Annotated in this window: 19 protein-coding genes and 1 pseudogene; 9 read left to right on the forward strand and 11 right to left on the reverse strand. The window is 58.9% G+C overall.

What is annotated here, in order from left to right:
• Positions 1–200: 200 nt before the first annotated feature.
• Positions 201–1349 (reverse strand): aldose epimerase family protein, encoded by a 1149-nt coding sequence (locus tag ACIOZM_RS24135; protein WP_401218192.1) that lies wholly within the window; start codon positions 1347–1349, stop codon positions 201–203.
• Between the two features lie 246 nt (positions 1350–1595).
• Here ACIOZM_RS24135 and ACIOZM_RS24140 point away from each other — a divergent pair, with 246 nt between their 5' ends.
• The 3 genes from ACIOZM_RS24140 to ACIOZM_RS24150 all read left to right on the forward strand — a co-directional run bounded on the left by ACIOZM_RS24140 (position 1596) and on the right by ACIOZM_RS24150 (position 4706).
• On the forward strand, positions 1596–2345 hold the full coding sequence (locus tag ACIOZM_RS24140; protein ID WP_401218195.1) for a hypothetical protein: 750 nt from the start codon (positions 1596–1598) through the stop codon (positions 2343–2345).
• Positions 2346–2507: 162 nt separating this feature from the next.
• Entirely contained in the window at positions 2508–3722 is a 1215-nt protein-coding gene (locus ACIOZM_RS24145) for an MFS transporter (RefSeq protein ID WP_401218198.1), read from the forward strand.
• A gap of 198 nt (positions 3723–3920) precedes the next feature.
• Positions 3921–4706, forward strand: a complete 786-nt coding sequence (locus ACIOZM_RS24150; RefSeq protein WP_401218201.1) for a sulfite exporter TauE/SafE family protein — start codon at positions 3921–3923, stop codon at positions 4704–4706.
• A gap of 82 nt (positions 4707–4788) precedes the next feature.
• On the opposite strand, the gene ACIOZM_RS24155 is transcribed toward ACIOZM_RS24150, so the two are convergent.
• Positions 4789–5253 (reverse strand): GNAT family N-acetyltransferase, encoded by a 465-nt coding sequence (locus ACIOZM_RS24155; protein ID WP_401218204.1) that lies wholly within the window; start codon positions 5251–5253, stop codon positions 4789–4791.
• A 211-nt stretch (positions 5254–5464) separates the two neighbouring features.
• Between ACIOZM_RS24155 and ACIOZM_RS24160 the strand changes: the two genes are divergently transcribed.
• A complete protein-coding gene (locus ACIOZM_RS24160) occupies positions 5465–6031 on the forward strand; it encodes a DUF4174 domain-containing protein (RefSeq protein WP_401218207.1) in 567 nt (188 codons plus the stop codon).
• A 109-nt stretch (positions 6032–6140) separates the two neighbouring features.
• On the opposite strand, the gene ACIOZM_RS24165 is transcribed toward ACIOZM_RS24160, so the two are convergent.
• From ACIOZM_RS24165 to ACIOZM_RS24185, 5 genes are all read right to left on the reverse strand, one after another.
• Positions 6141–8231: an autotransporter outer membrane beta-barrel domain-containing protein gene (locus ACIOZM_RS24165; protein WP_401218210.1), complete on the reverse strand. Its 2091-nt coding sequence runs from the start codon at positions 8229–8231 to the stop codon at positions 6141–6143.
• A 133-nt stretch (positions 8232–8364) separates the two neighbouring features.
• Entirely contained in the window at positions 8365–11955 is a 3591-nt protein-coding gene (locus ACIOZM_RS24170; protein ID WP_401218213.1) for a transporter substrate-binding domain-containing protein, read from the reverse strand.
• Positions 11956–11958: 3 nt separating this feature from the next.
• Positions 11959–12582 carry a response regulator gene (locus ACIOZM_RS24175; protein ID WP_401218216.1) on the reverse strand — a complete coding sequence of 208 codons (624 nt, stop codon included), beginning with the start codon at positions 12580–12582 and terminating at the stop codon, positions 11959–11961.
• A 176-nt stretch (positions 12583–12758) separates the two neighbouring features.
• On the reverse strand, positions 12759–13379 hold the full coding sequence (locus ACIOZM_RS24180; RefSeq protein ID WP_401218219.1) for a retron system putative HNH endonuclease: 621 nt from the start codon (positions 13377–13379) through the stop codon (positions 12759–12761).
• Positions 13372–14733, reverse strand: a complete 1362-nt coding sequence (locus ACIOZM_RS24185; RefSeq protein ID WP_401218222.1) for an AAA family ATPase — start codon at positions 14731–14733, stop codon at positions 13372–13374. The genes ACIOZM_RS24180 and ACIOZM_RS24185 overlap by 8 nt, the downstream gene beginning before the upstream one ends.
• Before the next feature lie 559 nt (positions 14734–15292).
• Here ACIOZM_RS24185 and ACIOZM_RS24190 point away from each other — a divergent pair.
• The gene (locus tag ACIOZM_RS24190; protein ID WP_401218297.1) at positions 15293–15562 is read left to right on the forward strand and encodes a hypothetical protein; all 270 of its coding nucleotides are present in this window, start codon (positions 15293–15295) and stop codon (positions 15560–15562) included.
• Between the two features lie 77 nt (positions 15563–15639).
• Here ACIOZM_RS24190 and ampC read toward each other — a convergent pair whose 3' ends face one another.
• Complete coding sequence (gene ampC, locus ACIOZM_RS24195; RefSeq protein WP_401218224.1) at positions 15640–16806, reverse strand: class C beta-lactamase; 1167 nt, start codon at positions 16804–16806, stop codon at positions 15640–15642.
• 161 nt (positions 16807–16967) lie between these two features.
• Between ampC and ACIOZM_RS24200 the strand changes: the two genes are divergently transcribed.
• Positions 16968–17840 (forward strand): LysR family transcriptional regulator, encoded by an 873-nt coding sequence (locus ACIOZM_RS24200; RefSeq protein WP_401218227.1) that lies wholly within the window; start codon positions 16968–16970, stop codon positions 17838–17840.
• Between the two features lie 28 nt (positions 17841–17868).
• On the opposite strand, the gene gudD is transcribed toward ACIOZM_RS24200, so the two are convergent.
• Positions 17869–19212 carry a glucarate dehydratase gene (gene gudD, locus ACIOZM_RS24205; protein WP_401218230.1) on the reverse strand — a complete coding sequence of 448 codons (1344 nt, stop codon included), beginning with the start codon at positions 19210–19212 and terminating at the stop codon, positions 17869–17871.
• Between the two features lie 24 nt (positions 19213–19236).
• Positions 19237–20583, reverse strand: coding sequence for an MFS transporter (locus ACIOZM_RS24210; RefSeq protein ID WP_401218232.1), 1347 nt, complete (start codon positions 20581–20583; stop codon positions 19237–19239).
• Positions 20584–20941: 358 nt separating this feature from the next.
• Between ACIOZM_RS24210 and ACIOZM_RS24215 the strand changes: the two genes are divergently transcribed.
• Together ACIOZM_RS24215 and ACIOZM_RS24220 are read left to right on the forward strand one after the other, a co-directional pair.
• The gene (locus tag ACIOZM_RS24215; RefSeq protein ID WP_401218235.1) at positions 20942–21655 is read left to right on the forward strand and encodes a FadR/GntR family transcriptional regulator; all 714 of its coding nucleotides are present in this window, start codon (positions 20942–20944) and stop codon (positions 21653–21655) included.
• Between the two features lie 92 nt (positions 21656–21747).
• A complete protein-coding gene (locus ACIOZM_RS24220; RefSeq protein ID WP_401218237.1) occupies positions 21748–21981 on the forward strand; it encodes a hypothetical protein in 234 nt (77 codons plus the stop codon).
• A 199-nt stretch (positions 21982–22180) separates the two neighbouring features.
• Here the strand turns inward: ACIOZM_RS24220 and ACIOZM_RS24225 are convergent.
• Positions 22181–23082: pseudogene (locus ACIOZM_RS24225) on the reverse strand (DMT family transporter).
• Positions 23083–23180: 98 nt separating this feature from the next.
• Between ACIOZM_RS24225 and ACIOZM_RS24230 the strand changes: the two are divergent.
• Complete coding sequence (locus ACIOZM_RS24230; protein ID WP_401218300.1) at positions 23181–24044, forward strand: LysR family transcriptional regulator; 864 nt, start codon at positions 23181–23183, stop codon at positions 24042–24044.
• The last annotated feature ends 18 nt before the right edge of the window (positions 24045–24062 follow it).

The following is a 24062-nucleotide window of genomic DNA, read 5'->3' on the forward strand; positions in this document are numbered from 1 at the left end:
AAAGAAAGATGCAGGCCATCGTTGCGGTCATGCGCAAATACCTGACCGGACTGTGGGCCTGCATGCAAGCGGGTGAAGATTTTGATACGGCCAAGCTTTTTAGCGACAAACACCTCGCAAAAGCTTGACCGTGAACAGAGTATCTACATGGGATTGATGTACACCCTGTAGGAGCTGCCGAAGGCTGCGATCTTTTGATCTTACTTCGCTGAAAACTTGTAGATCACGCTGTGGCTGTAAGTCTGTCCCGGATCAAGTCGGGTGCTCGGGAAGTTCGGCTGATTCGGCGAGTCTGGGTAGTGTTGCGTTTCCAGGGTGAACGCGCCCCAGTGCGGGTAAGCCTTGCCGGCCTTGCCCTGCATCGAACCGTCGAGGAAGTTGCTGGTGTAGAACTGCACGCCCGGTTCGCTGGTGTACATCTGCAAATGCCGGCCGGACTGCGGGTCGCTGACCTCGACCGCCAGTTTGTTCACATCGCCCTTGGTGTCCAGCACCCAGTTGAAATCGAAGCCACCCTGTTTCGGTTCGGCGAATTTCAGTTGTGGGTGATCAGCCTTGATGTGCGTACCGATGGCCGTCGGTTTGGTGAAATCCATCGGCGTGCCGGCCACAGGCGCCAGTTCGCCGGTCGGGATCAGCTTGGCCGTGACCGGGGTGTAATGGCTGGCATGCAGGGTGGCGAGTTGCTTGAGCACGTCGCCATTGCCGGCACCGGCGAGGTTGAAATAACTGTGGTTGGTCAGGTTCAGCACCGTCGGTTTGTCGGTGTTGGCCTTGTAGTCGATGCGCAACTCATTGTTGTCGGTCAGGCGATAGGTGACTTCGGTGGTGAGGTTGCCGGGGAAGCCCATTTCGCCGTCCGCCGAAACGTAGGTCAGGGTTACGCCGACGGAATCCTTGTCCTTGGTTTCCTGCGCCTTCCAGACCTTCTTGTCGAAGCCGACAGTGCCGCCGTGCAAGGCGTTGGACTTGTCGTTCTGCGGCACTTGATAGCGCTTGCCGTCGAGTTCGAAAGCGCCGTCGGCCAGGCGATTGCCGTAACGGCCGATGGTTGCGCCGAAGTACGCGGTGCCTTTCTGGTAACCCTGCACATCATCGAAACCGAGCACCACGTCGTCGACCTTGCCGTGTTTGTCGGCGACGCGCAGCGATTGCAAGGTCGCGCCGTAGGTGATGACAGTGGCTTGCATGCCGTGGCTGTTGCGCAGGATGTACTGCTCGACGGGCGTGCCGTCATTGGTTTTGCCGAAGGCTTTGTGTTCGCTGGCGAGGCCGGCGGCGTTGGCGGAGAGGGTGGCAATCATCAGGGACAGTCCGAGGCCGGAGAGCAAGTGACGGGATTGAAGCATGGTTTGACCTTCCTTTTTGTTGTTTTGGAATAGGTTCAAGTAGTCATACTAATTGCGGTAAAGATAAAAATTTATAGCGGATTAATCGTTTATTGCAAAGATAAAGTCCGACTAAATTTGCCGGGTGTCAAATGCCGAAGGTCGGGTCATGCCATCGCGTACTGCACTTTTTCGCTATCGGCGGCTCTATCCCTTGCCAGGATGCGGTGACTCCCGCCGCACAGGAATGTGCCTGTTCGAGAATTCATGCCGAGAGTTTTTTATCTGATCGCCGCGTCTGTGCGCCGCCCATGCCTGCTGCTTGCTTGTCTGACATCGCTGTTGCTCAGCGGTTGCAGTCATCAGGACGGCAATGACTTCTTCACCCAGGTTCGCAATGGCCAGCCTCAGGAGTTTCTGCAAACCAGCGTCGACCGCATGGCCACACTGGCGATGCGCGATAACCTCAACAGTCTTTACCGGTTGATGGGCAAGCTGTACATGCGCAACCCCGAGGAGCTGCGCAAATCAGGATTTCTCGACATCAAGACAGCGGTGAAACAAGTGCGGCTGGCCATCGAGCAGCAACAGCCGTTGCCAGTGCTGGGTGGCAGAAAGGATCTGGCGGCGCTCAGTTACGCCATGAGCCCGGAGTTTCTCGGCGACCGGGTCGGCGCCTTCATCTATGCGATCGGCAGCATGCTGGTCACGGCGCACGGTAATCGCCTCGAGTTCTACATGACCGATGCGATCAACCCGACGTTCGTGCATAACGCGGCGCGCAATATCGAAAAAGCCACATGGATTCTGTCCCAGCGGCAGAACAAGGAAGGCCAGCCGCTGCTGTTCTCCAACGAGATTTCGGAGGAGGGCAGTAATCTGAGTTTTGCTGTGGAGTTCGGCAAGATCGTGGCGCGACTGGATCTGATCACGCAGATGCTCGATGAACGCTACCGGCGCATCGGTCTGAATTACGCACAAAGCCTGCTGTTCCTGAATTTCCTGCCAGTGCAATAACCCCCGTAGGAGCTGCGGCACGCTGCGATCTTTTGATCTTGCTCTAAAAACTAAAGTCAAAAGATCGCAGCGTGCCGCAGCTCCTACAAGGGGTGGTGTGAGGGAAAGAATGGTTGTATACAATCCCTCGTGCAATTTGACTCAAAGGGAGCACTACCCGTCATGACCGACCCCGCCAGCGCCGAATACGCCGACCTGCAACACGTCACTCGTTCAGAAAAACTGCCTTACGCCGCGTTGCTGGCGTTCGCCATGACCGGGTTCATCGCGATCCTCACCGAGACCTTGCCAGCCGGGTTGCTGCCGCAGATCGGCGCGGGGCTGGATGTCAGTGAAGTGCTGGCCGGGCAACTGGTGACGCTGTATGCGCTGGGTTCGATTGTCGCGGCGATTCCGCTGACCGTCGCCACGCGCGGCTGGCCTCGGCGCAAGGTGTTGCTGATGACGGTGGGCGGGTTCCTCGTGTTCAACACCATCACCACGTTTTCCACTCATTACGGTTTGACCCTGGCCTCGCGTTTTCTGGCCGGCATGGCGGCGGGGCTGTCGTGGGGGATCATGGCCGGTTACGCACGCGGGATCGTGCCGGTGCATCAGCAGGGACGGGCGCTGGCAATTGCCATGCTCGGCACGCCGGTGGCGCTGTCGCTGGGTACGCCGGCAGGCACGTGGCTGGGCAATCTGATTGGTTGGCGCGCGTCTTTCGGCATCATGTCTGCACTGGCGCTGGTGCTGGCGGCGTGGATTGTCATGGCGGTGCCGGATCGTCCGGGACAGGCCAGCGCCGAACGTTTGCCGCTGCTTGAATCCCTGCGTCTGCCGGGCGTGCGGCCGGTGCTGTTTGTGGTGCTGACGTGGATGCTCGGCCACAACATTCTTTACACCTACATCTCGCCTTTCCTGATGCAGGCCGGACTCGCCGAACGGGTGGATCTGGTGCTGCTGGTGTTCGGCCTGTGCTCGCTGCTGGGGATCTGGATCATCGGCATGCTGGTGGATCGCTGGCTGCGCTGGCTGACGCTGATCAGCCTCGCAGTGTTTGCCGTGACTGCGCTGGTGTTGGCGCTCGCCGCTCCGTCGCCATGGCTGGTTTATGCATGCATGGCCGTTTGGGGCCTGTCGTTTGGCGGCTCGGCGACGTTGCTGCTGACTGCGGCGGCGGATTCGGCCGGTGACCATGTCGATGTGGTGCAGGCAATGCTCACCACCTCGTGGAACGTGGCGATTGCCGGTGGCGGTCTGTTCGGCGGATTGCTGCTGGATCAGGCGGGGGCAATGTCGTTTCCGTGGGCGCTGCTGATCCTGTCGCTGATCGCACTGGCTACGGTATGGATCAACAGCAACCACAGCTTCAAGCCGGGACGGCGAATTCACTGACTCACCGCGTTCCATTGTAGGAGTGAGCCTGCTCGCGATGAGGCCCTGTCAGCTGACGTTAACGTTGACTGGTACATAGCCATCGCGAGCAGGCTCACTCCTCCAAGGCATAACGATAGACCGCATCGATATATGTGGTTATAAGAAAAATCGCTATGCTGCGGGCCAGATTTTCCCTGTCGTTTTCTGGACGTCTTAATGGAATTGGCAAATTTCGGCCTGGTGATTGCCGGGCTGGTGGTGGGTTTTATTGTCGGCATGACCGGTGTCGGCGGTGGTTCGTTGATGACGCCGATCCTGCTGTGGTTCGGCATCAACCCGGCAACGGCGGTCGGCACCGACCTGCTGTACGCAGCCATTACCAAATCCAGCGGCGTGCTGGTGCACAAAAAGAACGACAACATCGACTGGGCGATTACCGGTTGGCTGACCCTCGGCAGCGTGCCGGCGGTGGCGATGACGTTGTGGTTCCTCAGCTCCCTGCACACCGCGCCCGACGCGATGAACGCGATCATCAAGCAAGCCCTGGGCTTCGTCCTGTTTGCGACCGCACTGGCGATCTTCTTCAAGAAGCGCTTGCTGGCCTTCGCCCATAAACGTGCGGGCGGCAACTACAACCCGAGCGGTTCGCGGCTGAATGTGCTGACCGTGATCACCGGTCTGATCCTCGGCACCATGGTCGCCCTGACCTCGATTGGCGCTGGCGCCCTCGGCACCGTGGCGTTGTTTATCCTTTATCCGCTGTTGCCGACCCGTCGTCTGGTCGGCACTGAAATCGCCCACGCCGTACCGCTGACCCTGGTCGCAGGCCTCGGCCACGCGAGCATGGGCAACATGGATTGGGGCGTGCTGGGCTTCTTGCTGATCGGTTCGCTTCCGGGCATCTGGCTCGGCAGCCACCTGACCGGACGCATCTCCGACGAAGTGCTGCGCCCATGCCTGGCGACGATGCTGGTGTTGATCGGCTATAAGCTGGCGTTTTGAGTCATGGCACCAGCGTGGTGGCGATACAGACCTGTGGTGAGGGGATAAATCTCCTTGCCACAGGGTTTCTCATTCACCACATTCAGCGTGGGATGGTGAATTTCATCACCGTCACCGGCAACTCTTCGTAAACCAGATCCTCCACCACCTCCCAACCCAGTCGCGCATACAGCGACTGTGCCGCGTCGGTGTACAGATACAACTCCCGCACATCTAGGGCCGCAGCTTCGTCAACGATCCGCTTGACCAGTTGCGAGGCAACCCCGCGACCACGCTGTTCGGCCTTCACGTAGACCCCGGCCAGCCATGGCGTCAGTTGCGGACGAATCTTCATGTCGCTGTCGATCAGCAGCGCACCGCCGAGCAATTGTGAATCCTCAATCGCCACCACCACGCTGGGAATCGCGCCTTTGCCACAGGCTGCACGCATGCGTTCGGTGCGCGCCTCAAGTGTGTCGCCGGGGCGGAACTCGCCCCATTCCTTGAAGTTGAGTTCGGCCAGCTCCCCAATCAGATTGGGGTGGTTGCACAGGTAGTCGATATGCATGCGCGGTGAACTCCGTTTCGTTGGCAGAACGACCACCCTAATGCGGTCATAAAAGGTAATCAAATCTGCGTCAGGATCGACCGTATCCGGTTGCGCAATGAGCACGCTGACCTAAGCTTCTGACAAGGCGAAACAAATTAGCCGGGCACGACCCCGGAACAATCGCCGCGATGCGCAATCATTAGAGCGTGGATATCAAAAGGAGATGCGCATGCTCATCAGGTCACTGACCCTGACACTCTTGCTGGCGATTGCCGGCCCCTCGTTCGCCGCTGACAACGATTCGCCGATAGCCGGGGACATGGGCAGAGCCCGACCGCTGATCGTCATTGCGTCGAGCACCGTTGACCCGGTGTGGGTCGGCTTGAAAAAGTCACTGGAGGACCCGGCGAATAAAAAGGGCATCGCCGACCGCAACATCAAGGTCTACACCATTCTCAACATGTCCGGTCAACTCGACGGCAAGGACCTTGGCCAGCAAGACACCATGGCGCTGCTGCGTTCGCTGAAACTCGGTGCCGGGGCGTATCCGAAAGTTTTCCTGGTGGGCAAGGACGGCGAAACCAAACTCTCGGCATCGGGGGATGAAGCGAAGTCTGTCGATCTGAAGAAGGTCTTCGACACGGTTGATGCGTTGCCTGCGACCGAGAAGGACATCGCGCCACCGAGCGTCACGACACCTGCTGCCGCCACCGAGCCAGCAACCAAAGGCGCGAAGGGCGCAAAACCGACCAAGCCCGCGAAACCAGCCAAGCCAGCAGAAATGCCGGATGACTGAACCCCTGTAGGAGTGAGCCTGCTCGCGATAGCGGTTATCCAGCCAACACTTATGTTGATTGACACACCGCCATCGCGAGCAGGCTCACTCCTACAGTTTTTTGCGGGGGTTACCAGCTATAGCGATATCCGACCGTCGCCGCCCACGGCTGTTTGATATCGCTGCCTTCTACATATTGCCCTTCAACATAGACATGATGGTTTTGCCCTGCCGCCAGCATCAACCCGCCCGCCAGTTCTACTCGTGAACCCGGCAACCGGCTGTCCAGACTTGAACCGTTGACCTTCACCGTGCTGTCACCGGCATGTTCGGTCACCCACGTTGCTTTCACGTAAGGCTTCAACCGCAAGCCGCTGTCCAGTTGCAATTGGCGACCGAACTGCGCGCCAACCCGGCTTTGCAGCGAAACCATTGCCTCCTGTTCCACAGCAAGGCCATTGCTGGCGGTGTAGCTGCCACCGCTGACCCGCGCCACTTGCACGCCAACTTGCGGTTCGACAAACCAGCCGCGATCAAGCTCAATCACCTTGCCGGCCTGCGCATCGGCACTCAGCGCATGGTTCTGATAATGCGCCTTGACCGGGTCGCCGAGGTTGCTGGTGATCTTGATGTCGTTGTTCAGTCGCGAGTATTTCAGCGTGGTGTCGATGTAGAGGCCGTCGTGATCCTGATAACTCGCGTAACCACCCAGCGTGACGCTGTCGATGGTGCCGTTGCTGCGTTCGCCGAAATCCTGTTGTCCCCGACCCTGGCCGACCAGGCCGCCGACATACAGGGTGCCATTGGCCACGGCAAACGCCTGATCGGCACCGATTTCCACACCGTTGACCTGCTGTTGAAAAGCACGGCTGCTATCGGTGTCGATCCGTTGTTCGGCGCCGTAGCCATGGCTCCACAAACCACCCTGATCCTTGCCCGAGCGCAAACTTGAAAAGTGCTGTTGCAGGCTGCCGGCTTGTGCCCCGAGCAATGCAGCGGCGGCCGCTTGGCCGGCAACGGCAGCATTGGCGCCTTTGCTCAGGCTGTCAGCCTGTTTCGCTGGAGGATTGATGGACGGCGGCAGGACCGGCTCGGCAACCGGATCAGGTTTGCCTGCTGGCAGCGGAGTCTGCGGCTCCTCAATGCTGACGTCCGGGGTGTTGATCGACGGTTTCGCCAGATACCAGTCATCACCCTGTTTTTGCAGCGAGTAACGATAAGCCCCGGCATCGACCGTGCTGCCGTAGAGCTGGAAATCGCCGCTGCCACCATGGCCGTTCACCAGCATCAACGACTGCTGAGCACCGCTTGGCGCGGTGCCGGAATCGGCCACTACCAGCGTGTGCAGATCACTGATCGGGCCCTGCACGTTGATCCGGTCACCACGTGAAGCAGCCAGATCAGTGTTAATCAAGAACGTCCCGTTGCCGCTCAACGAGCCATTGATATTCAACGTATGGAAGGTGCCGGTGACCGCCGGATCGGCAAAGGCAACATGACCATCGATGCGGTTGCTGCCGCCGAGAATTGCGTCACCCTTGAGCTTCAACATACCGCCGTCATTAAGCGTGGTATCGCTGGCACTGGCTCGATCACCCAACACCATCAGTCCGCCGCGATTGACCGTGGTGTTGAACACTCCGGTGCCGGCCACACTGTCGAGCACACCGCCCTGATTGACCTGCGTGTCGCTGGCCGTGGCGCGATCACTGAGTGACATCGTGCCGCCGTCATTGATGACCGTGCGCTGCATGTTGCCGGACTCATACACCGTCACCGCACTGTTGGCGATGCGGGTGTCTTTCGCCGTGGCGTTGCCGAACACGTACATCGTTCCGCCGTCGATGGCCGTATCGCTGACCACTGCGTTTTGCGTTACTTCAAAATCGCCATCCAGTATGTGCGTGGTCAGCGCCGAGGCCGATCCAGCCACCACCATCACGCCGTTTTCGACCAGGCTGTCGAATGCCTTGCCATCGTCCAGCACCGTCAAGCGTCCGCTATTGCTGACCGTGGTGCCGCTGGTCACACCTTCTTCGAGGATGAGAATCTCACCGAAGCTGACACTGCTGTCGCTGAGGTCGCCGCCAGTGCCGACGGCGAATATATCGCCGTTGTCCACAGTCATGTTCGCCAGCGGCGTCGTCAGACAATGCAGCGCATTACAATCGGCAGCATTCACCGACAGCGGCGCACCCGCTAGCAGCAATGCACCCGACATCGATATCCGAGAAAACCGCACACCCAACGCAAACATAATGATCCGCCGACAACAGGGAGAAGAAGCGGCGAATTCTGCGTAGGTGAGGGAGAGGGATCAGGCAGGCACTTCCCAAGTTTTTGTAGGAAGCGTCCTACACAGGTTGGCTGCTCAGCGCCGTTTGCAGGTGTGACTGCAAACGCTTCATCTGCTGCACGAAGTTTTCGAACAGGCGATACAACTCCTGGCGTGTCGCAGTTGTTTCGCAGGCCGACTCCAGTTGCTCGCAGGCGGCAATCAGTCCCGCGGCATGAATGATCCGTGCACTGCCGAGAATCTTGTGGCAGCAGCGGTTCATCCCGGAAACATCGCCGGCAGTGAACAACGCCTGCATGGCGTCGAAGTCCTCTTGATTGGTGCGCAGTACGGTGGCGAGCAGTTGCCGGGTCAGGGCATTGTCGCCGGCAGTAATGGCGCTGACTTTCGACAGGTCGAAGCAGGGTGCGTTAGCCTGACGAGTTTGTTCGGCTTCACGCAGATAGCGTTCCAGCACGCAGCGGGTCAGCGGTTTGAACAGGCAATCGTTCATTCCGGCATCGAGGCAACGCTGGATTTCCTGCGGCTGGGCGTTGGCCGTCAGGCCGATTACGTGAGTGGGCCTGCGCCCCTCGGCGGCTTCGATGGCACGCAAGCGACGGGTCATCTTGTCGCCATTGAGCAGCGGCATGTTGCAGTCGGTGATCAGATAATCAAAGGCATCTTCGCCCCACAGACGCAGACCTTCGAGGCCATTCTCGGCGCTGGTCACACGCATCCCCAGCGACTCTAGCTGCCGCTGCAACACCACGCGATTGAACTCGTGATCCTCGACGATCAGCACATGGCGCACGGGCAGCGGCGGCAGCTGTTCGATGGCAAGAGTCGGCGGCGGTTGTTCGTCGGCGAGCAATGTCACGTCCAGACTCAACGTAAAACACGAACCCTGTCCAGGCAGGCTGGTACAGGTCAGTTGGCCGCCCATGCGCTCGGTCAGTTGTCGGCAGATCGACAGCCCAAGACCGCTGCCGATCTGCACTTCGCTGTCGCCGGTTTCGAACTGGGTGTATGGCTGAAACAGGCGCAGACGCTGCTGCTCATCCATGCCGATGCCAGTGTCCCGCACGCTGACGCGCAACTGCGCCGTTGTGCCATCCGGGATCAGACTCAGCTCGACGCTGACCAAACCTTGTGGCGTGAACTTGATCGCGTTGCTCAACAGATTGGAGAGAATTTGCCGAAAGCGCAGCGAGTCGAGTTCCACCGCGAGGTCGGCATCCTGCGCGCTGAACGTCAGCTCAACGTTTTTCTGTTGCGCGAGGCTGGCAAAACCCTGCACCACGGTGCGCGCCAGCCGTTGCGGATAGCAGCGACTGCTGCGCAGTTCAAATTGCGCGGACTCGATTTTGCTCAGGTCGAGAATCTCGCCGATCAGCTCCATCATGCCGCCGGCGGACTTTTCGGCGATGTCGATCAGTTCGGCGTCTTCCGAGGGCTGCGAGTGGCGGTTGCGCAGCAACTCAAGCACGCCGATCAGCGCACTCATCGGCGTGCGGATTTCATGACTCATCACCGCCAGAAAATGACTTTTGCCCCGGTTGGCAGCCTCGGCCTGATGCTTGGCTTGCAACAGCGCGTGTTGCAGATGTTGCTGTTCGGTGAGGTCGATCCAGCCGCCGATCACCCCGGTCATGCTGCCATCGGAATCGCGGTAGGGCAGCGCCCAGTGATAGATGTGGTAGGTGGTGCCCTTGACCGTCATGGCGAAGTTGTCGAACGACGGCAGACCGCTTTCCAGCGTGGCGCGGTGAATGCGCTTGTAACTGTGGGCGGTGTCGAGCGGCAGAATGTTCGCCTCGATCAGTCCCTTGTTCAGCACTTGATCGAGTTCGACGTCCATGACCTGCAAATAGGCGCGGTTGCAACTCAGCAGCACACCTTTGCGGTCGCGCACGTAAATCGGGTGCGGCGTGCCGTCCACCAGCACTTGCATGAACAGCAACTGATCGCTCAAGGCTTTTTGCGCTTTGAGCCGCTGAGCGATCTGCGCGCGCAGGCCAAGATTCCACGCGACGATTGCCAGCAGCGCCATCACCAGTACCAAACCCGCACGCAGAATCCAGTTTTTGTAAGCGCCCCAGCCATCCTGACTGTCCTGCGGATTTTGCCAACGGTTGGCCAGTTCGTTGAAGACATCGGGCGGGATGTCGAGCAAGGCCTTGTTGAGGATCGACACCAGCGTCGGGTTGTTTTTGCCGGTTGCGAAGGCGATCAGCGCCGGCTGCGAACCGAGTACCGAGTCGATTTGCAGGCGGCCACGGAAGTAGCGGTCGATCAGATACGCAGCGCCCATTTGCGGCTGAATCACCCCTTCGACCTGGCCTTCGGCGAGCAACTCGTAGGTTTCAATCGGCGTATCGACTTCCACTTTGCGCACGTCGGGCCATTCGCGTTGCAGCCAATTGGCGGCGGCCGAATCCTTGATGATCGCGACCCGCTGGCCTTCCAGTCCATCCATGCCCGGATGCCCGCTCTGCGTGCGGGTCACCAGCACAAACGGATTGGTCACGTAGGCCCGGGAAAATGCCAATTGCGCTTCGCGCTGGGCGCTGTAGGTCATGGCGCCGATCAGCGCCGGCGGATAGCGTTGCGCACGGCTGGTCAGCGCGTCGATCGAAGACATCTGCGCCGGTCGGAACACCAGCCCGGTGCGGTCGTTGATCAGCTCCAGCAGGTCGGCCGCCATGCCACGCATCTGGCCTTGGGCATCGAAAAAGCTGAACGGCGGATACAGATCGTTGGCCAGCACTTCGATTTGCGGGTGGTCCTTGATCCACTGCTGTTCGTCCGGTGTCAGTTGCAGACGGCTATAACCGAGTTTCGGATTGGTGCCGATCCCCCAGCGCCCGGCGATTTCCTGCCGTTCCTGCGGGGTGATTTTCGCCAGTACGCCATTGAGCAGATTCAACAACTGCGCGGCGTCGTGGTGCACGGCGAAGCTGAAGCCCAGACCTTCGGAGTCACGTTGAATGGTCTGTTTCAGGCTTTGTTGGTAACTGCGTGCGAGCAGGTATTGCGCGGAAATCGCATCGCTCAGCAGCACCCGATTTTCGCCGTACGCCACCAGCCCCAGGCCATCCGGGGTCGAGGCGACGGCTTGGTGCGGATGATCGGGAAACAGCGCGGTCACTCGGCTTTCGACGATCCAGTCCGGATCGAACAGCACGGTGAAACCTGCCGGCAACTCATTGTTCGCCCAATGCGTGCCGAAGCGGCTCACCAGCACGGCCTGGTCGTAGGCATACGGCGCGCTCATGCGCAGGTCGCTGTAGGACGCTTCGAGGTGATTGATGCGCGGCACCAGATCGACTTCACCACGTTGCAATGCCGCCAGCGCCTCGGCCTGGCTGGCAAAACGCTCGACCTGCACGCGCAAGCCCAAGGCACGGGCGAGAATATCGAGGTAGTCCGCCGACAGTCCTTCGTAGTCCCGTTGATTGGCGGTGACATCCAGCGGCGGTCGATCAGGCAGATACACCCCGGCACGCAATACAGCCTTGTGTATCAGCCATTCATGCTGGGCGCTGCTCAAGACCGGCGTGATTCGATTGTCGGCGGCGCGGCTGAGCAGGGTCAGCGGTTCGGCGTGTGCGGCCAGCGCCAACAGCGCCAGAATCAACACGCTGAGCAGACGTACGCTGCGGTTCATGGTTCAGACCAGATGATTGCGTTTGGCGAATTCGATCAGCTCAAGCAGGGTGTTGGCGTTGAGCTTTTGCATCAGGCGGGTCTTGTAGGTACTGACGGTCTTGTTGCTGAGCAACATGTCGTCGGCGATCTGCTTGTTGCTTTTACCTTCGGCCAGACCGTGCAACACCTTGAGCTCACGGCGGGTGATGCCGTCGAGCAGTTGCGCATCGTTCTGCGCAAAATCGCTGTGCCGCACCGAATTCAGCGCGCCCACTGGAAACCAGGTCTTGCCGCTGGCCACGGCTTTCAGCGCCGTGGCAATCTCCACTGGATCATCGACCTTCGACAAAAACGCCGAAGCCCCGGCGCGCAGACATTGCGCGGCATACGTCGGACTTTTCAACCCGGTATGCACCAACACGTGGGCGCTGCTGCCGCCGCTGCGCAAGCGGTCAATCACCGCCATACCGTCGAGTTGCGGGATATCGAGGTCCAGCACAATCGCATCGGGCTTGAGCTCGAAAGCTTTGCTCAACGCATCCACGCCGTTGTCGCATTCACCGACAATCTCATGGCCTTCGCGGGTCAGAATCATCCCGATCGCCATGCGTACAACCGCGTGATCATCGACCAACAGCACTTTCATCAATCAGCCCTCATGCCCTGTTTCAGCATAGCCGCGCCAGCGCGAAGAGCGCGGCGCGGGGGATGCGTGGCAGGGGCGTGTGAAAAAAGAGCGCGATCCTACGTTGTTTGCGGGGTGATGCAATGGTGGGTGTCGTGTAGAGGAGGATGATGTCGTGGATGGGGTTGCGGCAATGATTACAGCAGGAATTGACGCAGGACGTTTACGAGGACAGGGGAGAAGGGCTGAAGCAAGCCGTTGTCGGGTCTCAGCATGTCTACAAGAAGAATACCCAGAAGCTCCTCGTCCTCTAGCTCACCAGGCTGCAGTCCACCGGTAAAAATAAGGTCGTCGACCATTTTTTTTCGTTTCCCGATAAGCCCGCGGTTACTTTCTTCGGTATCGCCAAGTTTCAAGGTTCTGACTGAGTCAGCCGCTCGGTCGGTGGTACCGATTACCCGCCCTGACAAGTAGAACCTGAGCTCGGACTCACATTCAGCCATGAATGGCGTCAGCCCCAAAAGCTGGGTTCCACGAGCATGTCCGCAGTGCTGATGACTTTGGCAACTTGCGACGATATTGCTGAAATCCAGAGTGCGGGCGCGATTGCGGTTCTGAGCTTCGACATGTTCGTTGTGCGCCGTATCGACAGTGATCGACTGGCAGCAATACGCGCAAAGTCCAAATTGTTCAGTGATACAGGCCGTGCGCACGGTTTGACGTTCTTCGGGTGGTAAATCCTGGTAAGTCGAGGTGCTGTTTGCTCGCTTCCATTGAGCCATTACCGCAGGTTCAGTTCCTTTGTCGATCTTACGCACGACGTAGCTCCAGTTTGCGGATCAGCAGCGTGGCTTTTGCCAATTCGATATGACCCTGCGGCAACTCATCGGAAAGTTCGGCGAAAAGAGACTTCGCCGCTTTCAGGTCATTGTCCTGCAAACGCTCCATCAACCGATTCAGGCGCTTCTGCACGTCGCTGTTACGGATGTCGGTGTCCATTACTTCGAGCAGAACCTGATTGGCGTCCAGCCCATAAAGCCCATTGTGCTCGTGGATTTCACCGTCGTTGAGCACGTAAACCAGCACGTCTTTCGCATCGCTGATGACCAGTGGCGAGTGAGTGGTCAGGACAAACTGGCAGTTGGGAAAGGTTTCGCTCAATTGCCGGATCAGACTGCGCTGCCATCTCGGATGCAGGTGCAGGTCTACTTCGTCGATCAGGACGATGCCGTCACCGTGCAGCGGGTTGTCGAGCGATTGATTCATCATTGCCAGGCGACGGGCGATATCGCCGACCAGCGCCATCATCGATTTCTCGCCTTGGGAGAGTTGGGCGACGTTGAGGGTTACGCCGTCCTTGTCGATGGCCATGTGCAGGCGCGGTTTACGCTGGACGCGCAGGTTGCTGAAGCCGGGCATGAATGCAGCGATGGCGGAGCGGACGGCGGTCAGTTGGCGGTCGCGAGACGAGGCTTTTAGCTTGGAAAGAGTTTTCCAGATGTCATTGTCTGTACCAAATTTTTTGGCGATTTCGGCCAGTGCAGTGTCGGAAATGCCGGTTTCGTTCTCGCTGTCTTCGCGTTCGCGGAACCATTCGAAGAAACGGCGGAAATCTACGCCCCGGTTGAGCGAGTTGTCGTAGCCGTCGAGTTGGTCGAAGGTGTGTTTGGTTTTTATTTTGAGCGGGATCTCAAGGACCGAACGCTCTACTGGGTAATAAGCGATTAACGGCAGTGAAGCGTTGTCATCAGCGGTAAGCCGTGCTCGGTAGTGATCTGCCAGCAGGCTAGCTTCTGCTAACTCACTATGCACATCTGTTTTTCGTCCTTGCTTGCCACGAGCTATGCCCCAAGAGAAGAGAACGTCCTCTCCAACTGGAGGGGTCGAGCGCGCCAGTGATAGATCAGCCGCCGCAATCAAAATTACTGCGACAGAGGCGCCGTTCCGGATGTGCTCTTCCGCTAGATGGCTGCCGCTGCCTTTTTCAGTGCGAATTCGAGCAACCAACCAGCTCAATGAAGTAGCCAACGATTTTAAAAGTGTGGTTTTACCCGCGCCGTTGTTTCCGACAAGCACCGTCACGTTCGATGGGTTCTTTGCGGTAGGGGCCAGATAAACGGTCAAATCGGTGAACCGGCCGACATCCTTTAGGCTAAAGCTGAAAATTTCCATTACAACGCCCTTCGAGGGTCAGACGGTTTAAAAACTTTGCCGCGCATTATGTCATTCCCCGCCCGCTAATTGGTTCGCTCCAGTGTAGATACAACGAATCCCGTCGCTAATCAAAAGTCGTTGCAGCATGTGCCAACAAAAAACGACGGCGCGACTGCCTTCTTCTGCGTCGGAAATTTCCTGCAAGGCGCGGCGGCGTTGGTGAACTGGTGCGTTGTGGAGCACAGGAATAACCTTCTTGGACCGCTGCAAAAAACAGTGGTCGGATGTGGAAGTCCGGAGATCGGTTACACCCATCAACGTCTCCAAAACGTATGTCGGCGATATTTATGTCAACATTGCCGCGTTTTGGTGGCTGTACGCGGGAGCACTTTCGAGTGCGCCGGGGTTGGTGGGTTTACCCGGTCTTCCACACCTGCGTACAGCTGCCACCCTCATGTGGAAGTGAGATCGGTAGTTTTCCTACAATCCACGATGGAACTTCACCATGAAAAAGCCAACTCCAAATCCTCCCGAACCCCCCACAGGGTCAGGGTCATTCGATTCCAGCAATCCACGCCTGCGACCGCGATATATCCCCATTACCGGAATCGACTGCAAGATTCCCTGCCTGTTGATCGACAGTGAAGCCCCGGTGGATGTGCTGCACGGCACGGCGGCATATCGCTTGCGATGTGTGACGCAATTGTTGGAAACCCTTGCGCTCGATGAGGGCAAAGGACACGACGCTTTGTTGCTGCAGGATTTCGCCCGGGTGTTGGCGATTCCTTTGCGCGACAGTTGTGATCTGATGGATATCGTCGGATGGCGGTTGCAGGCACAACTTTAAGCACAGAAACAAAAATGGGCGACCTCACAGGTCCCCCATTTTTTTTGTGCACATCACCCTGGTGGTGAGTCAGGCAGTTAGTCGGTAACGGCGCTGAGAATTGTGTGGGCAATCTTGATCCGTTCCGGGATCGGGAAATTCTTGTTGGCCAGTATTACCACGCCAACATCTTTCGACGGTACGAACGCCACGTAACTGCCAAAGCCGCCCGTCGAGCCGGTTTTATTGATCAGCACGTTGTCCAGGTGTGGTGGTTGCGGTTTGAGCCACTCTACTTTGTGCGCCTGCATGGCCATCTCTGTGCTGTTGCCGGCCAGCAATCGGTCAAGGCTGATCGGGTAGCGATACATTTCCCATCCCAGGCCCTGAGTCATGTCACCGACGTTGTAGTAATCAGATTGGGTGGCGGCAATGGCTTTTTGCAGTGGCGCTTCGAGCGTGCCGGGTTTCAGGTTGGCCTGGACGAAACGCAGCAGGTCCGCTGCGCTGGTTTTCACACCATAGGCTTGCGAATCCAGTGCGCCGGGGCTGACCCGAACTGGCTGGTTGTCCTTGTTATAGCCCATGGCATAAAGGCCCATCTGCGTGCTCGGCACCTGGAGGTAGGTGTGTTGCAGACCGAGTTTCGGTAGCAGGGTTTCGCTCATTATTTGGTCAAACGGCTGGCCCAGGCTTTTTGCTGCCAGATACCCGGCCAAACCGATACTCGGGTTGGAATACTGACGATGGCTGCCCGCCGGATAAACCGGTTTCCAGTGCTGGAAATAGCCGAGCATCTTGTCGGAAGAATCCGCATCGGACGGGAATTGCAGCGGCAATCCGCCGGCGCTGTAGGTAGCCAATTGCATCACGGTGATACCGTCGAATGCGCTGCCACGCAGTTCGGGCCAGATCTCGCTGGCCTTGTCCGACAGATTCAGCTTGCCGGTAGCGAGGGCGTAACCGGTGAGGGTCGCGGTGAAGGTTTTACTCACCGAACCGATCTCGAACAGGGTGTCTTCGCTGACTTTTTGCCTGGTGTCCTTGCTGGCGACGCCGTAGTTAAAGTAATGCGGTTGGCCATTGATGGTGACGGCGACGGCCAAGCCAGGAATGTTCTGCTGCTGCATGACCGGTGTCACGGCGTCCTTTACCAGCGTTTGCAGTTGCGCATCGGTTTGCGGAGCGGCGACGCAGGCAGCAGCGCCGAACAGAAGCCCGAAAGCACTATAGGAAATGAGTCTGGTCGGGTTGGATGAATACATAAATGAACCACTCTCCATGAGTGTTGATAGTGATATCCCGCTACACTGCGGGCGTTCTTTCCACTTGGCCGGCTGATCAGCGCGGCCAATTTAGGCAGTCCGCTGTGGTTCGACAAACGACGATATCTCGGACCAGCCATTAGAAAAATTTGGGGCTTGGCATGATTCGACCACAATTGCCACTCAACGCGCTGCGCGCTTTCGAAGCCTCGGCGCGTCATCTGAGTTTTACCCGCGCAGCGGTGGAGCTGTGTGTGACCCAGGCTGCCGTCAGCCATCAGGTCAAAAGCCTCGAAGCGCAACTCAGCGTAACCCTGTTCAAACGCCTGCCTCGTGGGCTGATGCTGACCAGCGAGGGCGAAACCCTGTTGCCGGTGCTGAGCACATCATTCGATCATATCGCGCAAATTCTGGAGCGCCTCGCGGGTGGGCAGTATCGCGAGATGTTAACGGTCGGCGCGGTGGGCACGTTCGCCGTGGGTTGGCTGTTGCCGAGGCTGGCGGAGTTCCGGGCGAAACATCCGCTCATAGATTTGCGGCTGTCGACCAACAACAACCGGGTGGATGTCGCCGCTGAGGGGCTGGATTACGCCATCCGCTTTGGCGCCGGGGCGTGGCATGGCATCGAGGCGACCCGTTTGCTCGAAGCACCGCTGTCGGTGTTGTGTGTGCCGGAAATCGCCCGGCAATTGCACAGTCCGGGGGATTTGCTGCAACAGACGTTGCTGCGTTCGTATCGCACCGACGAATGGCCGGAGTGGTTTCACGCTGCTGGTCTGGCGACCCATGCCGCGCCACCGCAAAGCATCGTCTTTGACTCGTCACTGGCGATGATGGAAGCCGCGTTGCAGGGCGGTGGCGTGGCCCTCGCGCCACCGCTGATGTTCGCCCGGCAACTGGCGGCGGACAGCATCCGCCAGCCGTTTGCGATTGAAATCACCACCGGCAGCTATTGGCTGACGCGGTTGCAGTCCCGCCCGGAATCCTCGGCGATGGCTGCGTTCAAGGCCTGGCTGCTGCAAGCCTCGAACTGATCCGGCCGAATCGGTCGCCAGTTCCGGTTCAGCGCACCAGGCAGGGCCGCTTGTTGTCGAACTTCCAGCCCGGGATCAGGAACTGCATCGCCACGCTGTCATCCCGGGCGCCAAGTCCCATGCCTTTGTACAACTCGTGCGCCTTGGCCACCTGATCCAGATCCAGTTCGACGCCCAATCCCGACTTTTTCGGCACCTGCACGCAGCCGCCGACAATCTGCAATGGCGCTTTGGTCAGGCGCTGACCGTCCTGCCAGATCCAGTGGGTGTCGATGGCGGTGATTTCGCCCGGCGCGGCGGCGGCCACATGGGTGAACATTGCCAGCGAAATGTCGAAGTGGTTATTGGAGTGCGAGCCCCAGGTCAGGCCCCATTCGTGGCACATCTGCGCGACGCGGACCGAGCCCTGCATGGTCCAGAAGTGCGGGTCCGCCAGCGGAATGTCCACCGATTGCAACTGGATCGCATGGCCCATTTCCCGCCAGTCGGTGGCAATCATGTTGGTGGCGGTTTTCAGTCCGGTGGCGCGGCGAAACTCGGCCATCACTTCGCGCCCCGAATAACCATTTTCCGCACCGCACGGGTCTTCGGCGTAAGCCAGCACATGATGCTGGTCGCGGCATAGCCGAATCGCTTCTTTGAGTGACCACGCACCGTTCGGATCAAGGGTGATCCGCGCATCGGGAAAGCGTTCGGCCAGCGCGGTCACCGCTTCGATTTCCGCGTCACCGCTGAGCACGCCGCCCTTGAGTTTGAAATCCTTGAAGCCGTAGCGCGCATGGGCGGCTTCGGCCAGACGAACTACGGCGTCGGCGCTCATCGCTCGCTCATGGCGCACGCGGAACCAGTCGTTGTCGGCGTCCGGCTCGCTGCGATAGGCGAGGTCGGTTTCGCGTTGGTCGCCGACGTAGAACAGATACCCGAGCATCTTCACTTCATCGCGTTGCTGACCTTCACCGAGCAGCGCCGCTACCGGTACGTCGAGGTGTTGGCCGAGCAGATCGAGCAGGGCGGCTTCCAGTCCGGTCACGGCGTGGATGGTGATGCGCAGATCGAAGGTTTGCAGACCACGGCCACCGGCATCGCGGTCGGCAAAGGTTTGGCGGACCTGATTGAGGATCTTCTGATAGGTGCCAATCGGGCTGCCGACCACCAGGCTGCGCGCATCTTCGATCGTTTGGCGGATGCGCTCGCCACCGGGCACTTCACCGACGCCGGTGTGGCCGGCATTGTCCTTGAGGATGACGATGTTTCGGGTGAAAAAAGGCCCGTGAGCGCCGCTCAGGTTAAGCAGCATGCCGTCGTGACCGGCGACCGGGATCACTTGCATGTCGGTGATGATCGGAGCTTTGGCAGTGTCGTGTGCAGTCATTGTCATGATCCTTTCAAACGGAATTCAGGCGTGTTTCGGCGCGGCATCGGCCACGGCGACATCAGGGGTGGTTTTTGGCGTGGTGCGGGCGAAGAACACGATGATCGCGGCGATGATCGACGTAGCGGCCAGACCATATAAGCCGCCCTGAATCGAACCGGTGTTCTGTTCAAGCAAGCCGAACGTGGTCGGCGCAACGAAACCGCCGAGGTTGCCCACCGAATTGATCAGCGCGATGACCGCCGCAGCGATGCGCGCATCCAGATACGCCTGTGGAATCGGCCAGAACAGCGACGACGCCGACTTGAAGCCCAGCGCCGCGAAGCAGATCGCGACGAAGGCGAAGATCGGTCCGCCCGTGGTGGACATGAACATCCCCGCTGCAGCAATCAACAATGCGGTGGCCACCCACGCCTGCTGGTGCTTCCATTTCGCCGAGAACGTCGCGAAGGCATACATACCGATGATCGACAGCAGCCAGGGAATCGAGTTGAACAAGCCGACCTGGAAGTCGCTCATGTCACCCATTTTCTTGATGATGCTCGGCAGCCAGAACGTCGCGGCATAGATGGTCAACTGGATGAAGAAGTAGATCAGGCAGAACAGAATGATCTGGCGATCCTTGAGCAGTTTGCCCAGTGACGGCTTGATCGGTGTCGCGGCTTCGCGGGCCAGTTGTTCGGCGTCGATGGCATTGACCAGCGCATCCTGTTCGGCGCGGGTCAGCCACTTGGCGTCATGCGGTTTGGCGTCGAGCCAGAACCACACGAACACGCACAGGCTCACCGAAAACATGCCCTCGATGAAGTACATCCACTGCCAGCCATGCAGCCCCAGTCCTTCTATTTGCAGAAGCAGGCCGGACAGCGGGCCGGAGATCAGTGAAGCCACGGCTGAACCACTGAGGAAAATCGCAATGGCCTTGCCGCGCTCGGCGCCGGGCAGCCAGCGAGTGAAGTAGTAGATCACGCCTGGAAAGAAGCCCGCCTCGGCGACACCGAGCAGAAACCGCAGCACATAAAAATGCGTTTCGTTCTGGATAAACGCCATGCTGGCCGCCACCAGACCCCAGGTCAGCATGATCCGGGTCAGCCAGATACGTGCACCGACTTTTTGCAAAAGGATATTGGAAGGAACTTCGAATAATGCATAACCGATGAAGAACAGACCGGCGCCGAAACCATAGGCGGCAGCACCGATGCCAAGGTCGTGTTCCATGTGTGTGCGGACGAAACCGATGTTCACCCGGTCAATGTAATTGACGATGAACATGATCACGAAGAGCGGCAGGATGTGGCGTTTCACTTTCGAGATGGCGGATGTCAGCGTCGAATCGACGCCTTCATTCATCCCGGCGATGGATGATTTCACTTGGTTTTCTCCCACTGATTATTTTTATGCGGGGCGTTGCTGATGCTGCGATGTTGATAGACATCATACAACTTGAATTTTTTGTCCTACAAGTAGAGAAGACCAATTATTTTTGGCGATCGAAGTGGGTTTTTATGCATTTATAGTTTTTTAGGCTAATGATTGCTAAGGTTTTGCTCGGTTGGTGATTCTGGTTTTGCGTTGAAAATCAGTCTTTCTAAACGCACATGAAGGTCGTTTTTACACGTTTAGCCACCGTTTTCTTGAGTGTTGTCATACAAGTTGGTGGCAAAATTTCAATCTGTGTCGAGACGGGCAGTGCTACGATCCGACTGCCCCCGATCGCCGGACATTGACCATGCAAGAAGACCTCGACGCCCCCGCCCGCAAGCGCGCCCATAATCTGGCCCATGACCTGGTGGAGAAACTGACCCAGAGCATCCTGCTCGGCCAGATGCTGCCTGGGGACAAGTTGCCGTCGGAAAACGCTATCGTTCAGGAGCACGGCGTCAGTCGCACGGTGGTGCGCGAGGCGATATCCAAATTGCAGGCCTCGGGCCTGGTGGAGACCCGCCATGGCATCGGTACTTTCGTCATTGAACGGGCGCCGGAGCAGGGCCTGCGGCTGAACGTCGATACGGCATTGGGGGTGCGCAGCATTCTGGAGTTGCGCATGGGGCTGGAAACGCAGGCAGCGGCATTGGCGGCACTGCGGCGCAGTGAACAGCAACTGCTACAGATGCGGCAGGCACTCGACGATTATCAAAGTCTGCTGGCGAACAACGACAGTTGCGTCGAAGCCGACCGGCGCTTTCACCTATTGATCGCCGAAGCCACCGGCAACGTTTGTTTCAGCGAGATCATGCAGCATCTGGGCAGTGCGATGATTCCGCGAACCCGGGTCAATGCCGTTGAACGCGGGGCGGCGGATTTGAGCAAGCTGGGGCAGTTGGCGAACCTGGAGCATGAGGCGATCCTCAACGCGATCAAACGTCAGGACCCGGATGCAGCGCGGGCAGCGATGTGGTTGCACCTGACCAACAGTCGCGACCGGTTTTCCGCGCAGGGTTGAGTGCCGCTGGTCTGTTCGATGGCACGTCGTACAGGGCAAGATTTCCAACCTGTACGACCTGGGCTTTCCGGGCCTTTTTCAAGAGGTGTGTCATGGCTGATGATTCGCTGTTTCAGGGTGGCGCGATTCCAACCGATCCAACCCACACGACAATGCCCGGCACGGATGAGCCCAGTCTGGCGGACCACGATGCGCCTCCGGGGATGTCGCCCGGGCGCGATCCGTTGAGTGATGCGGATCGGCCGGAAGACTGGAAGGACCCGGCGGCGGATGATGATGTGCCGCCGGCGGATGAGCCGACGCCGTTGTCGGATGATCGACGCTGAGGTTGATTGATGTCGTTCCTGACGCCGTCATCGCCAGCAGGCTGGCTCCCACAGGGGAATGCGTTTCAAATGTGGGAGCCAGCCTGCTGGCGATGACGGCATCAGCATCACTGCAGGCTGGCTCCCACAGGGGAATGCATTTCAAATGTGGGAGCCAGCCTGCTGGCGATGACGGCATCAGCATCACTGAATATCCGGATCAAACCCCAGCCGCCCGAACCAGCAAAACCCGTCGCTCCAGATTCAGCGCCAGCACACTGATCAACACCACCGCCGCCCCCACCAAAACCATAAGGTTAGGCCGCTCACCCAGTCCCCCGAAGCAATCCCCATCGCCGTCGGCGGAATCAGATACAGCGTCATCGTCGCCCGGCTCAGATCCACATGCTTGAGCACAAATCCCCACGCCAGATAGGCGAGGGCGCTGGGAAACACGCCCAGCGCCAGCACCGCCCATTGCACTCGCAACGGCGCTTTTACAACCGCTTCACCCAGCCCCGGCAAATAAATCAGCAGCAACAACGTCCCCGACCACACCGCATAACACACCAGGCTCAAGCCGTCGTAGCGCTGGGCATGATGTTTTTGCAGCGCGAAGTAAATGCTCCACGACACTGCCGCCAGCAGGATCAGCAGCGCATGCGCATCGAGATGACCGAGCCCACGGTCGCCGCTGACAACAATCACTACACCAACCAACCCCAGTAGCACACAGCCCCAGCGCCAGGCGCTGACCTGATCCTTGAACAGGAAACGTGCGAGTAATGTGCTGAACAACGGCGTCGATTGCGCCAACACACTGGACGCCCCGGCGCTCACGCTTTGCTGGCCGATGTTCAGCGCAACGTGGTGCAGGCTGACCGCAAAGAATCCCAGCGCGAACAGCAGCGGCACATCACGCAGTCGTGGCAGGCGAATGCCGTTGAACGCGGCGATCACCGCCATGAACAACGACGCCAGGAGAAACCGCAACAACGCCAGATGGCCGGGTTCATACGCTTGCAGGCCGATATGAATACCGGTCGGCGAGTACGCCCAGCAGCCAACGACGAACATCATGGCTAAAACGATTCTGGTTGGTGATGCAGAGAGCGGCGGCATGATCGGGCACCTGAGGCTTGATGCGCCGAGTATCGACAGCGGTATAGGTCTCCACAACTGACTTATACTGCGCTGAATGTTCACTTTGAGTGATGAGTATGGAGCTGGCGCAGATCCGCATGTTCAAGACCGTGGCCGACCTTGGCAGCATCGCCAAGGCCGCCGAAAAGCTGTTTTGCGTGCCGTCGAATATCACCGCGCGCATCAAGGCGCTGGAGGCCGAACTGGGCGTGGCGTTGTTTCTACGCGAGGGGCGCGGATTGCGCATCAGTCCGGCGGGGCAAACCTTTCTGGCGTATGCCGAGAAAATTCTGGCGCTGACGGCCGAAGCCAAACGCGCAGTCGATCCGGCCGCAGAACCGTCCGGCCCGCTGCGCATCGGTGCCATCGAGTCTTCGGCCACCGGGCGTTTGCCACGCTTGCTGGCGAAGTTTCACAAGCGCTATCCGCGTGTCGCGCTGGAGCTGACCACGGGCACCTGGGGGCAGTTGCTTGATGACACGGTCAGTCATCGACTCGACGGCGCCATCGTTGCCGTGGATGTCGAACGTTCACAACTCAAGCGCACGCCGATGTATCGCGAAGAGTTGCTGCTGATCGCATCGACCTCGTTCGGGCCGGTGCGCGATATCAATGATCTGCAGGACAAAACCGTGTTCATGTGGCCGCAGGGCTGTCCGTATCGGGCGGCGTTGGAGCATTGGTTATTGCGTCAGGGGCAGGCGCTGCCGATTGTCAGTCTGGCCAGTTACGGGGCGATTGTCGGCTGCGTGAGTGCCGGGGCTGGCGTCGCGCTGGTACCCAAAGGCGTGTATGAGCAGTACGCCAAAGGGGCCGGGTGTGTGGGGTATGAATTCCCGGAACTGACGGCGGTCGACAATTTGTTTTACTGGCATGAAAACGCCGGGGTGCACCCGGCGCGTGAGGCGTTTGTGGCGATGTTGCGTGAGGAGTTCGCCTGACCGCCCGGCACTTGTAGG

The organism is Pseudomonas sp. NPDC087346 (genome assembly GCF_044744235.1).
Lineage (GTDB): Bacteria > Pseudomonadota > Gammaproteobacteria > Pseudomonadales > Pseudomonadaceae > Aquipseudomonas.